This is a genomic window from Candidatus Pseudothioglobus sp. Uisw_041, from assembly GCF_048087625.1.
Classification (GTDB): Bacteria; Pseudomonadota; Gammaproteobacteria; order PS1; family Pseudothioglobaceae; genus Pseudothioglobus.
In genome coordinates, this window is record NZ_CP159805.1 from 1,729,309 (window position 1) to 1,743,937 (window position 14,629).

Annotated in this window: 12 protein-coding genes and 1 tRNA gene; 2 read left to right on the forward strand and 11 right to left on the reverse strand. The window is 38.3% G+C overall.

Annotated elements, in window-relative coordinates; genetic code table 11:
• Positions 1-7: 7 nt before the first annotated feature.
• The 5 genes from ABXT44_RS08815 to ABXT44_RS08835 are packed head-to-tail and all read right to left on the reverse strand — an operon-like array spanning position 8 to position 5,222.
• Positions 8-889: a DUF1295 domain-containing protein gene (locus ABXT44_RS08815; RefSeq protein WP_416687001.1), complete on the reverse strand. Its 882-nt coding sequence runs from the start codon at positions 887-889 to the stop codon at positions 8-10.
• The gene (locus tag ABXT44_RS08820; RefSeq protein WP_416687003.1) at positions 889-1,923 is read right to left on the reverse strand and encodes an SAM-dependent methyltransferase; all 1,035 of its coding nucleotides are present in this window, start codon (positions 1,921-1,923) and stop codon (positions 889-891) included. Before ABXT44_RS08820 ends, ABXT44_RS08815 begins: the two co-directional genes overlap by 1 nt.
• A gap of 4 nt (positions 1,924-1,927) precedes the next feature.
• Positions 1,928-3,217 carry a class I SAM-dependent methyltransferase gene (locus ABXT44_RS08825; protein ID WP_416687004.1) on the reverse strand — a complete coding sequence of 430 codons (1,290 nt, stop codon included), beginning with the start codon at positions 3,215-3,217 and terminating at the stop codon, positions 1,928-1,930.
• Positions 3,214-3,978, reverse strand: a complete 765-nt coding sequence (locus ABXT44_RS08830) for a DUF1365 domain-containing protein (protein WP_416687006.1) — start codon at positions 3,976-3,978, stop codon at positions 3,214-3,216. Before ABXT44_RS08830 ends, ABXT44_RS08825 begins: the two co-directional genes overlap by 4 nt.
• Positions 3,975-5,222 carry an NAD(P)/FAD-dependent oxidoreductase gene (locus tag ABXT44_RS08835; protein ID WP_416687007.1) on the reverse strand — a complete coding sequence of 416 codons (1,248 nt, stop codon included), beginning with the start codon at positions 5,220-5,222 and terminating at the stop codon, positions 3,975-3,977. Before ABXT44_RS08835 ends, ABXT44_RS08830 begins: the two co-directional genes overlap by 4 nt.
• Before the next feature lie 371 nt (positions 5,223-5,593).
• On the opposite strand from ABXT44_RS08835, the gene rpsB reads away from it, so the two are divergent.
• Positions 5,594-6,646, forward strand: coding sequence for a 30S ribosomal protein S2 (gene rpsB, locus ABXT44_RS08840; protein ID WP_416687010.1), 1,053 nt, complete (start codon positions 5,594-5,596; stop codon positions 6,644-6,646).
• A 33-nt stretch (positions 6,647-6,679) separates the two neighbouring features.
• Positions 6,680-7,558 carry a translation elongation factor Ts gene (gene tsf, locus ABXT44_RS08845; RefSeq protein WP_416687012.1) on the forward strand — a complete coding sequence of 293 codons (879 nt, stop codon included), beginning with the start codon at positions 6,680-6,682 and terminating at the stop codon, positions 7,556-7,558.
• Between the two features lie 61 nt (positions 7,559-7,619).
• Here tsf and ABXT44_RS08850 read toward each other — a convergent pair whose 3' ends face one another.
• From ABXT44_RS08850 to ABXT44_RS08875, 6 genes are all read right to left on the reverse strand, one after another.
• A complete protein-coding gene (locus tag ABXT44_RS08850) occupies positions 7,620-10,073 on the reverse strand; it encodes an efflux RND transporter permease subunit (protein WP_416687015.1) in 2,454 nt (817 codons plus the stop codon).
• 136 nt (positions 10,074-10,209) lie between these two features.
• Positions 10,210-11,121: a DMT family transporter gene (locus ABXT44_RS08855; RefSeq protein WP_416687017.1), complete on the reverse strand. Its 912-nt coding sequence runs from the start codon at positions 11,119-11,121 to the stop codon at positions 10,210-10,212.
• A gap of 86 nt (positions 11,122-11,207) precedes the next feature.
• Positions 11,208-11,292 (reverse strand) — tRNA-Leu (locus ABXT44_RS08860).
• 5 nt (positions 11,293-11,297) lie between these two features.
• Positions 11,298-11,627 (reverse strand): preprotein translocase subunit SecG, encoded by a 330-nt coding sequence (secG, locus tag ABXT44_RS08865; protein ID WP_416687019.1) that lies wholly within the window; start codon positions 11,625-11,627, stop codon positions 11,298-11,300.
• A 1-nt stretch (position 11,628) separates the two neighbouring features.
• Entirely contained in the window at positions 11,629-12,375 is a 747-nt protein-coding gene (gene tpiA, locus ABXT44_RS08870; protein WP_416687021.1) for a triose-phosphate isomerase, read from the reverse strand.
• 95 nt (positions 12,376-12,470) lie between these two features.
• On the reverse strand, positions 12,471-14,540 hold the full coding sequence (locus tag ABXT44_RS08875; RefSeq protein WP_416687024.1) for an FAD-dependent oxidoreductase: 2,070 nt from the start codon (positions 14,538-14,540) through the stop codon (positions 12,471-12,473).
• Positions 14,541-14,629 lie beyond the last annotated feature (89 nt).

A 14,629-nucleotide genomic window follows, 5' to 3' on the forward strand; every position in this document is an offset into this window, starting at 1 on the left:
GTTTGAGTTATTTTTTTCCAAAATAAGGAATCAATATGGGTGTGTTGTTCTTGTATTCAAGATACTCCTTGTCATTGCCCCATTTTTTTTCAGCTTTTTCTTCTAAAAAAGGCAGTCCACTTATTTTAGTTAAGAGAAGATAGACAAAAACTGGCGACACAAGGGTTAAAAACTGCCAGCCTGAGAGAAGTGGGAGCGATATAATTGCAATGCCCGTCCAAAGAACAATCTCCCCAAAATAGTTTGGGTGGCGTGATATAGACCACAATCCAAGTGTTATAAATTTATCCTTATTTTCAGGGATTTCACTAAAGCTCTTTTTTTGTTTATCTGAGACAGCCTCGAAAGCAAACCCTAAAACCCAGAGGGAAAATCCTGCTATAAAAAATAAGTCAAGAGCTGCATGCTGATTTAAAACAATAATGGTAACAGCATTTGCTGTCGTTAAGAAAACCCATAGGGCTGAAAGAGTCCATGTCATTAAAAATTTTGGCAACGATTTCTTGATCTCCCTAAACCTTTTGTCTTCTCCACTTTTAACTATTCTTATGTAGAGAAATGTCCCAAGTCTTAGCGTCCATATAGATACAAAAATAGCCACAATAGTCGAGCGCATAGAAACTTGCATTCCTTGGCCTAAAAGTGCAAATATAGAAGTAGCAACTAGAAGTAGAGTTGCGATCATTCCTGTAAAGTCAAAATATTTTTCTGAGCTTGTTACAAGCGAAGGGATTGCAACAATCCAGTGCACAATAAAGCTAACAGCGGCACATAAAAGTATGGCTGGCACGCCGTAAAGTACAGCGCCCTCAACTGTTGCAGCATTTGCAACAAAATAGGCTGTCAAAATACATAAAATAATAGCAACAAGGTCCTTGATATTATCCATTATGGCCTCTCAAAAAGATAGTGGGAAACACCCCATTCAGAGCCACTTTTAAAGCCAAAAAGAACCTCGCATGACATGAAAAAAATGCGCCACCTTTGAAACCAAATGCCTGCTTCATCTTTGCCATAAGTTTTTTCGAATAATTTAAGCACTTCAGCTTTATTTTTATCCATCTTGTTAAGCCATGCGAGCGAGGTTTTTTCATAGTGAGTTCCATCTACCCTCCAATCTTTCTCAATTTTCATCCGACTTGGAAAACAGGTTAGGAGAGTATGAGAAGGCATCTGACCGCCACTAAAAAACTCTCTAGCCATCCAGTCTCCCTCATCTTGGTCTTCAAAGGGATAGGCAATTTCTTTATGAGAAAAAATATGAACAAAAAGTTTTCCATCTTTTTTTAACCAGCCACTTACTCTTTTTAGAAGCTCACCATAGTTGCGCATATGTTCAAACATTTCGATTGAAACAACACGATCAAAGCTTTTATCAATTGAAAAGTCGTTCATGTCTGCTGTTATAACCTTGATATTTTCTATCTTTAATTTCTTACATTTATTCTCAATAAACTGCCTCTGGTCCTTTGAATTACTAACAGCAGTAATTTTGCTATTAGGGAAATTTTGTGCCATATAAAGAGTCAAGGAGCCCCAACCACATCCTAATTCTAAAACCTCTTGGCCATCTGAAAGGGATGCCCTTTCACAAGAAAGCTTTAACATTTCCAGCTCTGATTCGTCTAGAGACGAAGCACCCTTTGGCCAATAACCAGAACTGTATTTTAAGTTCGAGCCCAGGACCAATTCAAAAAGCCTTGGTGGAACCTCATAGTGCTGTTCATTTGCTTTTTCTGGAACTAGAGCAATTGGGCTTTCATTTAAAAAGTCAATCCAAGATGAGTGTCTTTTTTCCATTTCAAGCTTGCCAATACTCGTTGCCTCTAAAAGCCTTTGAGCGCATAAACGCCTTATTCCAAGCCTAATAAGCATGTCTGGTAATAAACCATTTTCTGCAAGTTTTATTAATAATTTAATCATTTTTTTAGTGTGTAATTTTAATGTTTTTGGAGTCAGGTTTAGCAAATATAAACTGAAAATCACCAATTAGGTTTTCAAGAAATCCCGCTTCACAGTAGACTAGGTAAAAAACCCAAATCCTTATAAAAGGATCAGAAAAACCAAGCTCTCTCACTTGCGGCAATACATTTTCAAAGTCTTTACGCCATATCTCGAGTGTCCTTGCATAGTGAAGAGTTATATCTTCAGAGTCAACCATAATTAAATCCGTTTTATCTTTGATGGCTTTCTCAACTTGTGACAATGAGATAAGACATGAGCCAGGAAAAATATATTTTCTGATAAAGTCTACCGAATTTTTATAGGCATTAAAGTCTGGGTCGTTATATGTTATTCCTTGAAGCGCCATTAAACCATTTTTCTTCAGCAATGAAGAGGCCTTTTCAAAGAAGCCAGGCACAAAGTCAGACCCAACAGCCTCTATCATTTCAATTGAAACAACCTTATCAAAAACACCCTCAAGCTCTCTATAATCTTTGTTTAGTAAAGTTATTTTATTATCTAAATTCTCCTTACTAATCAGCTCAGCAACATAATTAAACTGATTGTCTGATATAGTCGTAGTGGTAACTTTACAGCCATAATTTTTGGCTGCATGTGTTGCAAAGCTTCCCCATCCTGTTCCTATTTCAAGAACATGGTCACTACTATTAAGGTTTAGTTTTCGACATAGCCTATCCAGCTTTTCTACCGAGGCATCAAGCATACTTGACTTCTTGTTTAGAAAAATGCCGCTTGAGTAAGTCATGGTTGAGTCGAGCCATAGCTTATAAAAATCATTACTCAAATCGTAGTGTGCCAAGATATTACTCTTGCTTCCTTTTAAGGTGTTTTGTCTAAGCCTATGGATTATTTTAGTGATTGGATTTGTTAATCTTGCAAGTCCAGATTCAAGCCCCTCCATGGTTTTTTTATTTCTAATAATGATCTGAATTAATTCAACCAAATTATCTGCAGACCAATAACCAGCAGTGAAGGCCTCTGCTGCGCCATTGGTGCCGCCACTCCCTAAAAAAACATAAAACTCTTGAGATGAAACAGTTAAGGTTGCCTTAAGCTCTGATTTTGGAATGCCAAATACGTGAATTTCAGAACCATCAATTATTGTCAGCTCACCAGTTTTTAAACCTTTCAGTTTTTTAAATAAAATCCTTTTAAAGAATGAAGTCATTCTAGTACTTCTTTGCATTTCTTGAATATTGTTTGCTAGGCCATCAACTGAAAGTCTGTCTTTAGTTTGAATTTCTTGAGTCATAGTTTGTCAGGATGTGTAAAAAATGGAGCTCTTTTTACATAGAGCATAAATGCTTGCCAATGGATTCTATATACAACCATCAGCGTGATAAATGGAAACCTGGAAATTGCCTTAACAAGCCCTGCGTTTGAAAATGCACGCCTCTTTAAGTCAAGCGAAACATTAAAAACCTTTTCACCATCTTTAAAGTTTTTCATTTTTACATTTAGAGAGTCTTCAGGCTGTGAGAAAAACCACTCATAATCATGGTCCATCCCCCAAAAAGGGCTTACATGTAGTTGTTTTTTTGGAGAGGCGATAAACCCCGTCCTAGTATTATTTTCTGTCTGCTCTTCAATAATGTAGGCATGCCTTTCTTTCCATGGTGTGTTTGTTACTTCAGCCATTATGGCCTCAACCTTTTGGTCTAAATCATCAAAACAGTAATAAAAACTGACTGGATTAAAACAATGCCCAAAGTACCTCAAGTGCGTCAGGAGTCTAATTGGCCCATTAAAAACTTTGCCAGTTTTTTCATGAAGCGTTTTTCGAACCGCACTATCTAAGTCTAGGTCTGGGTCTCCATGGTAGTCCTTCCTTTTAAATGAAACAAGCGCAGGCTTATTAATGTTCCAAAGAAGTGATGGCTTCATCGTAGACGCTAAAGACGAGATATCAATATAGGCCATAAAAATTGGGTATGAAAAAAACCGCTTAAACGGGGTGTGTCGCTGATGACTAATCGTACCCCAATAAAGTTGGTGATTTTTAGAAAGCGTCATAAGGCCTTATCAAAAAAACTACAAACATCAAGGGCGCTGTTAACGCCATCCTCATGAAAACCATTTCCCCAATATGCCCCGCAATAAAAAGTGTTATTTACACCACTTATTTTATTCTTTTCTTTTTGTGCTTTAACGCCCTTGACCGTGAAAAGAGGATGGTGGTAGACTAAAGTCTTAATTATTTTGCTTGTGTCAACATCCCCATTACTATTTAGGGTTACTAAAAAATTAGTCTTCGACTTTAATGATTGCAAAATATTCATGTTATAAGTTAGCGTCACCGGCTTACTTTGATCACCGCTCAAAAGGTAGTTCCAACTAGACCATGTTATTTTCTTTTTAGGCAATATAGAAGAGTCTGTGTGCAGCAGTGCCACATTTTTTTGATAAGGCAGAGAGCCTAAAATTTTAACTTCTTCTTCACTAGGGTCCTCTAATAATGCCAATGCTTGATCGCTATGTGTTGCAAATATAACTTTATCAAACTGATGAGAGGCAAAATCCTTTCCATAAAAAACCTCAACACTATTTTTGCTTCTTATAACCTTGGAAACAGGGGTTGAAAGCAAAATTTTATTTTTAAATCCTGCAATTATTTTTGGTATGTATGCTTTTGAGCCGCCCTTAATTACGAACCATTGGGGGCGATTAAATATTTGAAGTAGTCCATGGTTTTTGAAAAATCTAATATAAAAAACTGCTGGCATTTCTGTTGTTTTTTTCGCTGCTGTTGACCATATGGCAGCACCCATAGGAATTATATAGTGCTCAATAAAGTTCTTACTAAATTTATGGTTAATCAAAAATTCATAGATTGTTGTTGACTCGTTTAAATTATTTAGCTTTGCCACTGATATGCGATTAAATCTTAAAATGTCTTTAAGCATCATCAAGAAAGAAGGTCGAAATAGGTTGAGGCGTTGAGCAAATAAAGAATTTAGGGAGCCTCCAGAGTACTCTAGTTTTTGTCCTGGAGCCTTAACGCTAAAACCCATAGAAGTTTTTTGCGTGTCAACTTTAAGTTTTTGAAGAAGCTTTATAAAGTTTGGATATGTGTTTTCATTGTAAACAATAAAGCCAGAATCAATCAGCCATTTCTTTTTGTCTACCTCGATTTGATGGGTGTGGGTATGGCCGCCTATATAATCATTAGCTTCCAAAATGGTAATATCATGTTGTTTGTGAAGAAGGTATGCGGCTGTTAAGCCAGATATTCCGCTTCCAATAATAGCAATTTTCATAGTATAAAATCAAATATGTATTATAGAGCCCCCCTTATTAGGCTAGATACATATCATAACCAACATCTGGTCACAATTATTTTAAAAAGGCATAATTATAAAGGGTGTTTTTTTGAGTTGTATGTTTTTTTAGTGAATAGGGGAGTAAGTCGCTGCCTATATAGGTAATTAGAGAAAATATGCTTTGCTTAATTCAAAAAAATATGGGATAATCGTCGCCTTTCAGCCAACATGAGCTGGAAAAAGGGCTAACTAAATCTTTATAAAGTTAGTATTTTAATGTATCACACAGAGCCCCAATATTAGCCAGGGTGCCTTTTTAATAAGGTTGGTTAATAGGCAATGTGGAAGTCTTAACCCAGGAGAAAAATATGGCGAAAGCGTCAATGAAAAAAATGTTAGAGGCAGGTGTTCATTTTGGTCACAGGTCTCGTTTTTGGCATCCAAAAATGGAGCCTTTTATCTACGGAACACGAAATGGTGTTCACATAATTAACCTAGAAAAAACTCTACCACAATTTAATGATGTCCTCAACTTTGCAAGCAAAACTGCTGCTGCTGGAGGATCAATCCTTTTTGTTGGCACAAAGAGAGCAGCAAGCAACATTATTAAAGAAGAGGCAATTAGATGTGGGATGCCTTATGTCAACCATCGCTGGCTAGGCGGCATGATGACAAATTATAAAACTATTAAAGCCTCTATTAAGCGCCTTAAGGATTTAGAGTTTCTTGCTGAAGAAAATTTTTCTCAGTTTACAAAAAAAGAAGCGCTCATTATGACTAGAGAGCAAGAAAAACTTGAAAGAAGTCTTGGTGGAATTAAAGATTTAGGCAGCATTCCTGATGTTATTTTCGTGGTTGATATTGGTCATGAAAAGAACGCGGTTCGTGAAGCCCATACTTTACAACTTCCAATTATCGGGGTTGTTGACACAAATCACAGTCCTGAAGGAATCGATTATGTCATTGCAGGAAATGATGACTCAATAAGAGCAATTGGTTATTATGCGAGAGAAATTGCTAATGCAATACTAGAGGCTAAAGCCTCAATTGTAGAAACCAAAGCTGCAGTTAAGAAATCTGCGCCTGCTGCTAAGACTGAGGCTGCTTCTGAAGAAAAGAAGCCTGCTGCTAAGACTGAAGCGCCTGCTGAAGAAAAGAAGCCTGCTGCTAAGACTGAAGCGCCTGCTGAAGAAAAGAAGCCTGCTGCTAAGACTGAAGCGCCTGCTGAAGAAAAGAAGCCTGCTGCTAAGACTGAAGCGCCTGCTGAAGAAAAGAAGCCTGCTGCTAAGACTGAAGCGCCTGCTGAAGAAAAGAAGCCTGCTCCTAAGAAGCCTGCTGCTAAGAAGCCTGCTGCTAAGAAGCCTGCTGCTAAGAAGCCTGCTGCTAAGAAGCCTGCTGCTAAGAAGGCAGATACTGAATAAATAGCTATACAAAGTATATATAGGAGATAAATTATGGCAATTACAGCCGCTTTAGTTAAAGAACTAAGAGAAAGAACTGGTGCAGGCATGATGGACTGCAAAAAAGCATTAGTCGAAACCGATGCAGATCTAGAAGCTGCAATTGATTTAATGCGCGCATCTGGGGCAGCAAAAGCTGCAAAAAAAGCTGGTCGAGTAGCCTCTGAAGGACTTGTAAACGTTACTATTAGTGAAGATAAAATGCATGCTGCAATTCTTGAAGTTAACTCTGAAACAGACTTTGTAACTAAAGGCTCTGCCTTTATTGATTTTGTTGACACTTTAGGCGCCCTAGCACTAAAGAATAAACCAGAATCTGTTGAGATTTTTTCAGAGCAAAAACTAGACTCTGGTGTTACTGTTGATCAGGCAAGAGAAGAAATTATCGCTAAAATTGGTGAAAATATTTCAGTTAGAAGAGTTCAAATTGTCAGTATTGAAAGTGGGGTTTTAGGCGCATACAAGCATGGTGAGCGAATTGCTGTACTCACAGTATTGTCTTCAAATGACGCCGAACTTGCAAAAGATATCGCTATGCATATTGCAGCCTCAAAGCCTGAATGTGTAAGTGAAGACCAGCTCTCAACTGAACTTCTTGAAAGAGAAAAGGCAATTTTTATAGAGCAAGCTAAAGAAAGTGGAAAGCCTGACAATATTATTGAAAAAATGATTGTTGGGAGAATGAAAAAATTTGTCAATGAAGTTACTCTTTACGGCCAATCTTTTGTTAAAGATCCAGACACTACCGTTGGCGCTTTAGTGAAATCTAAAAATTCAGAAGTTGAGTCTTTTATTCGCTATGAAGTCGGTGAGGGTATTGAGAAAAAACAAGATAATTTTGTCGAAGAGGTTATGGCTCAAGCCCAGAACTAAGCTTTAAGATCTTCAAAAAAGGCGCCTTCGGCGCCTTTTTTATAGTTCGAATTTACAACTCCTACATACTAGCCTTATCTTTAATAATCAGCTTCATTATTGCTGGCATCAAGAAAAAGTCTGCCAATACTGCTACCAAAATTGCACTGGCTGTTAAAACACCAAAGTCAAACATGTTGTTCATTTGAGAAAAGGTCAGCACAAGGAAGCCAAGAGCGAGGACTATAGAAGTTAGTGTAATGGCTCTTCCAGTGCCAAGCAATGTAAGCCTTACTGCCTTATCAACATCATTATATTGAAGCTCATATCTTCTAAAGTTATGCATAAAATGAACAGTGTCGTCCACCGCAAGTCCAAGTGCTATAGCGCCAATCAATAAGGTAAACATGTCAAGAGGCATTTTAAAGACAACCATAATTGTTGAAAGAAAAATTATGGGCAAAATATTTGGAATCATACTAATGAGGCCAATTTTTACATTGCCAATTAATAACACCATAAGAATAGTTATTAATGAAAAGGCAAGGACATAACTAAATGCACTACTATAAATCGCCTCTTCAAAAGTTACGGTCATCAGAGTTCCAATGCCAGTGAAAGTAACTTTAGCAAGGGAGCCAAACTTTTGGTCTAAGTATACCTGTGCATTGTCTATAAAAATATTCGCCTCAAGTGAGTCAATAAAAGGGGTTTTAAGCGTTAGCCGGGCTTTAGAATAATTTGCATCTACAAGGCTCGAAAGGTCATCATTGCCACTGCTTTCAAAAAGCAAAAACTCCTGTGCAATAAGATCAGGATCATCAGGAATCGCATAATACTCTTCACGATTTTCGTTCAGTGCTCTATTTGTTTCCTTGATAATATCAACATAACTAATAACTTTTCCAACAAACATGTTTCCTGTTGAGATAGAATTTATATTTTTAGAAACGTCATCAATCACCTTTAAAAGCTCTGGGTTATAAAGTCCATTCGTTTCTCCGGTGTCAATAATAACTTCAAGCGTTAGGGAGCCCTTAAGATTTTCGTCAACTGCCTCAGTTGCAATGCGGGCAAAGTTGTCTTCTGGAAGCCATTGAAGTGGAAAATGAGAAAACCTAAGCTGTGATGCAACTATAGCTGCGCAAATAATTAATACAGCACTTACCGACACTATAAGTTTTGGGCGTCCAGTTGCGAATACACTTATTCCAATAAGAGATCTGTCCATTAAGGTTTGACCTTCTTTATCTAAATTGGTCTTAAGGGTTTTAACTCTAGTTATAGATATTAAAGCAGGCAGAAAGATGAGAGTAAAAACTAAGCCAATCATTACGCCGCTGCTAGCAAAAACACCAAGATCAGCTACGGGCGCAACTCCAGAAAAAGAGAAGGACCATAACCCAACAGCTGTAGTAATAGAAGTCATTATAATTGCCAAGCCAGAGTGGCCCATTGCATACCTCAAGGATGCCTTCTTATCATTTGTTTTTGAAAAATCCTTATAGAAAACAGCTAGCAAATGTATGGACGCACTAGTCACCACTGCCAACAAAAAGGTTGGCATAATCTGGGTAGCCATTGTGAAAGGAGCTAAAAATACCGACATTAATGAGACGGTTGTTATAAGGGTAAGAGAAACGCAGGCTAATGGCAAAATCACGCCTGAAATTCGCCTAAATAGAGCAAATAAAACAATCATAATAACTATCATCATTAAGCTAATAAAGATAACTGAATCGTTCATTAAAGCTTGCTTGAAAATCCCCGCAATTGCCGCCGAGCCTGACAAGTATATTTCAAAATTCTCTCCATCAAAACGCTGCATAATGCTCTGGGTTTTTGCAATGATTTCGTCGTTCTCGGCATCTGTTAAATACACCCTCTGACCACCCAAGCTATCATCATCAAACTCTAAGCCATCATCAAACTCTAAGCCATCATCAAACTCTAAGCCATCATCAAACTCTATATTAACTGGCTCATTTGAAAGCCCATCATTCGAATATGTTTCTGTGTCAATCGTAACAGTAGTCATAGTAAAGTCTTCACTGTAAAGTGAGTTTTCATAGAGACTATTGCTAATGACTGTTTCTTTTAGTTTGAATAATTCACCCTTAGTTTCAGGGAGGCTGACAATTAAGGGCTCAACAATTAACTCGCCCTCGATTCCATAAGTATTTCTAGCATTTATTAGGGAGTCAACGCCCTTAATATTTGGAAGTTCGCTTTCTAGGGCATCATGAAAACTATCAAGCTTCTTTAAGAAGCTTAAGTCAAAAATGTTTTCAGTTTTTACTGCAATCATTAACTTTTCATCTCTACCAAACTGATCTCTAAATATGTCGTACTCAACACGCATTGGGTCTGTTTTATGTAAAAATCCTTCGGTAGTAGTGTCAATCTTTAAGGATGGTAGTTGTGAGCCAAGAGCGGCCACAAGAAGAAAAATAACTAGTACTGTTTTCTTTGCGTTTTCAAAAAGCCAATCAGAAAATACCTCTATTTTTGCTTCAGTTTTTGTTCGCCAATTCATTTTATTTTAAAGTTAGTTGCAATATTGAGTATATAGGGGCTTCATACGAAACTTAAAGCCTGCATATTATATGTTAGACATTAAAGGGTAAAGCTGGAATTCTAAAGATAGAGGCTCAAGAGTTAGATCAGCTTGTTTATAGCGGCTCTATGATAGCTTTTGGTTTGATTTCTTGGTCTTGATTATTTTTCATTGCTCGCCAAGAGACATAAAGGCCACTAAGAATAATAATAATTAACCCAAGTATCGCTTGAACATTTGGCAAAACACCAAAAACTAAATAGCTCAAAATAATGGCAACTACGATCTCAAAATAATTGAAGGGGCTTAGCTCTGAGGCGCTAGCAAACTCAAAAGCCTTGATAATCATAAAGTGCGAAGCTGCAGCAAAAAAACCCATTGCTGCCCCCATTAGAATGCCCTTTAAATCTGGAGTTGTCCAATAAGGCACAACAATTAACGACATAATAACTATTCCAACGATTGCAGAATAAAATAAAGTCAAAACTGGTGGCGCACGAAAAGATAGTTTTTTAGTTATGATAATATAAAGGGCATAGCAAAATCCTGCGACTAAGGCAAATAATAAAGTCGGATCAAACTGTTCACTATCGGGCTGAAGAACTACTATAACCCCTATAAATCCTATTAGAACGCCAACCCCAATAAATATATCAAAGCGCTCTCCTAGAATAAAGGGTGAGAGAACTGCAACAACAAGAGGAGAGATAAATAAAAGCGTAAGCGCTTCAGGGATATCGTTGGTTACAATGGCTGCAAAAAAGAATAGTGTTGCTAGCGTAAGCATCAAGCCCCGTAAAAACTGTAAGCCGGGCTTTTCAGGGATTGAAAATAACTTAACCTTTTGCCACATAATCATTGGCAACAACCAAACAGCATGGAAAAAAAACCGTGTCCATGTAACTTGTGTTACGTGATAGCCTTCTTGGCTCAAAAGCTTAGCAAAAATATCTAAAAAAGGAACAATAGTCATCCCTAAAAGCATTAAGCCTATTCCTTTAAGTATTTTTACATTCGTAATTTTCATTAGCTCTTAATTATGAAAGAATGCTGATTGTACATAACAACCTTAATAAACTGTATGAATAAAGCTTGAGTTAAAACAACTTAGTTTGGTGCCGTCGGACGGAGTCGAACCGTCACAGCTTGCGCTACAGCCCCCTCAAGGCTGCGTGTCTACCAATTTCACCACGACGGCTTTAATTAATTGCTGGGAATTTCGCTTGCGTCTGTATCAAGCCCATCATCACTCATAGTTGTCTGGGACATAATACTTTGGTCGGCCTCTGCTGAAGACCTTTCATTTGAAGCGAAGTAAGCAAGACTTATGCTGGTTACAAAAAAACCAATAGCCATGACTGCAGTTAATTTATATAAAAATGAATGCGCGCCTCGAGCTCCAAAAACTGAGCCTGCCGCCCCAGAACCAAATGCAGCGCCCGCATCTGCTCCCTTGCCGTGCTGTATTAGTATTAGCCCGACTAGCCCAAGAGCCAATAGCACATGAATTACTAAAATTATTTGAAATGTCATATTAACCTGCCTTACATATTTGTAAAAAATCTTCTGCTTTTAGAGCAGCCCCACCAATAAGCCCGCCATCAATATCTGGGCAAGAAATTAACTCAACAGCATTACCTGCATTCATACTTCCACCATATAGTATAGGTGTTTTTTGAGCAATATTTTCACTACTCTCACCTAAAAGGTTTCGTATAAAAAAATGAACCGCTTGTGCTTGTTCTGGCGTTGCTGTAATGCCTGTTCCTATTGCCCAGACTGGTTCATAAGCAATAATAATACTGTCAAAAGACTCTATGCCAACTAGCTCTATAACAGCATTAATTTGCTCCGCAACAACTGTCTCAGTTTTTCCAGCCTCTCTCTGCTCTAGAGACTCTCCAACACATAAGAGAGGGGACAAACCAGCACCTAATGCAGCTTTCGTTTTTTCGGCAACGACCGAACTTGTTTCGCCGTATAAACTTCTTCTTTCAGAATGTCCAGCGATAACATGTTTTGCACCAAAGTCCTTTATCATATCCGCACTAACTTCGCCAGTAAATGCGCCTGATGGGTTTATGTTAATGTTCTGGGCGCCAAGCTTTAAATTACTGCCTTCTATCAAAGACTCAACTTGGGACATATATGGAAAAGGAACACAAACCAAAACCTCTGAATTGACGCCTTCCATTCCAGACAATATTCCATCAATTAGGCTCTTAACAGAGACCTTACTGGCGTTCATTTTCCAGTTTCCAGCAATAATTGTCTTGCGCATACTTTATTAGGTCATACAAAAAGAGGGCAATGTTACTCTAAAACACGCACAAAATCAATTGTGAAATAGGCCTTAACCCCTCTCCAGTATTGTCTTTACTTAAGGCTTGGCATTTCACGCATAAACATGGCCTTTTGTATTTCTTGTTCCGGCTCCTCAAAACTTTGCGCGGCAAGGTGGCCTAAAAAGACTGCATCTGCTATTAAACCTGGAGACTCGGCATCTCCAATTAACTGAATGTGTTTTGCTTCGCCCTGTTCAGTATTATTTTCTTGCTCCACAAGCTGATCATAGAGCGTAGTGTTTGGAATGCGCTCTGTAACCATTACTAGTGATGAACATTTTAAAAGTGAAATCTCTCCGGTAAACACACACTTAAGATTAAGATTACTACCTTCAGCCTTATCTATGGTCTTATTACAAATTACGTTAACGCCGCTAACCAAAAGCGCTTTCTGAATTCTTTTTTGTTCTAGAGTTGACTCTGTCCATGGAGATACAACGCTTGCTGGCGTTATAAAAATTACTTCGTGTTCATCAAAACTCAAATGGTCCGCAATTACCCCTGCCAAATATCCCTGCTCATCATCATAAACAACAATAGGGCCCCTTAAATTTGGGCTCTGCTTTATCGCCTCTTCTGGAGTAAGCACCTGAAGCGACTCTAGGCCCTGAACTGGTTTTCTTCTACTTCTGCCGACACCGTCTTTGCGCCAACTTGACCCAGTAGCTAAAAATATATTATTGATTCCAAGTTCATTTATATGTAAAAGAGTTAATTCGCTTTCTTTGTAAATTTCAATATTGTTTTTTTGCTGTATCTCATAAATTCTATTATCAGAGACTCGTTTCCAAGCAGAAAGCCCTTTAAGCCCAGACTCAAAAAGCACTCTGCCTCCTAATTTATTATCTGCCTCTGCCAACGTAACATGATAACCACGTCTTGCTAGCTGCATAGTGCATTCTAATCCGGAAGGTCCAGATCCAATAACAAGTGCTTTTTGATCTGTCTTTTTAGGTTTAATTGATTCTGGGTCCCAGCCCCTTCTCCACTCTTCTCCCATAGTTGGGTTTTGTGTACAACGAATTGGAACTGCAAAATTATCGCTCGATACGCAAATATTACAACCAATGCATTCTTTTATTTGATCAGTTTTTCCAGCTTTTATTTTGTTAGGAAGATAAGGATCTGCTATTGAAGGTCTCGCTGCACCAATAAGATCTAAAGCTCCACGCTCAATTAGGCTAACCATTAGGTCTGGAGATGTAAGCCGACCAACCCCAACTACTGGTTTTGTTGTTATGCTTTTCACAAATTCAACATATGGAATTTGATAGCCCTCATTTGGCTCAAAACGAGAAGTTTGTGAGTCATTAGCCCAGTCGGAAACATTTACATCCCAAAGGTCAGGAATTTCAGCCAGCATTTCAACTACCGCTCTTCCTTCCTCAAAGAATTGCATTCCGTCTGAACCCTTAAGCTCGTCAACAGCAAACCTAAAAGCTACTGCACAGGTGTCACCAACAGCGTCTTTAGTTTCCTCAAGCAACTCCCGTGTTAAACGAACTCGGTTTTCAATACTGCCACCATACTCATCAGTACGATCATTAATTTCTGGAAGCAAAAATTCCTGGGTAAGTGTCATGCCATGGCCCGCATAAACATAAATAATATCAAAACCAGCGGCTTTTGCGTTTAAAGCGGCGTTACGATGCCAGCGCCTAAACTCAGCAATGTCTTTCTTATTCATGCGCCTAGTTTGTTTGGGATAAACAAGATCTATAGATTGGCTTACAGGCGAAATAACAGGGAGCCTGGAATATAAGTTAGCAGCATGGTTTCCATTGTGGGCTAATTCGATTGCCGCAAGAGCCCCATGCTCATGAACAGCATCTGTCATAAGACTTAGAGCTGGAATATCTCTTTTGTCCCATATTCTTTGTTCAACATATGGCGACAAATCGGAGGTAGGGTGTATTTCTGACTCCTCTGTACTAACAACCCCCCACCCACCTTTTGCTTTTAAGGCCCTCATAGAAGCGTGTGCTTGTGGCCTTTGATGCCCCATACCACAACAATGTGGAACTTGATAAAAGCGATTTTTTGTAACAACAGGGCCAATCTTCACAGGCTCAAAAAGTCTACTATAGGGGGTTTTTTTCATTAGTCAGTTTTCCGGCTTGAAGGTCAAATTTTTTATCTTTTATTAGTTAAATTATATAGATGTGGAGTTAAAAAGAACAACAAATCCAA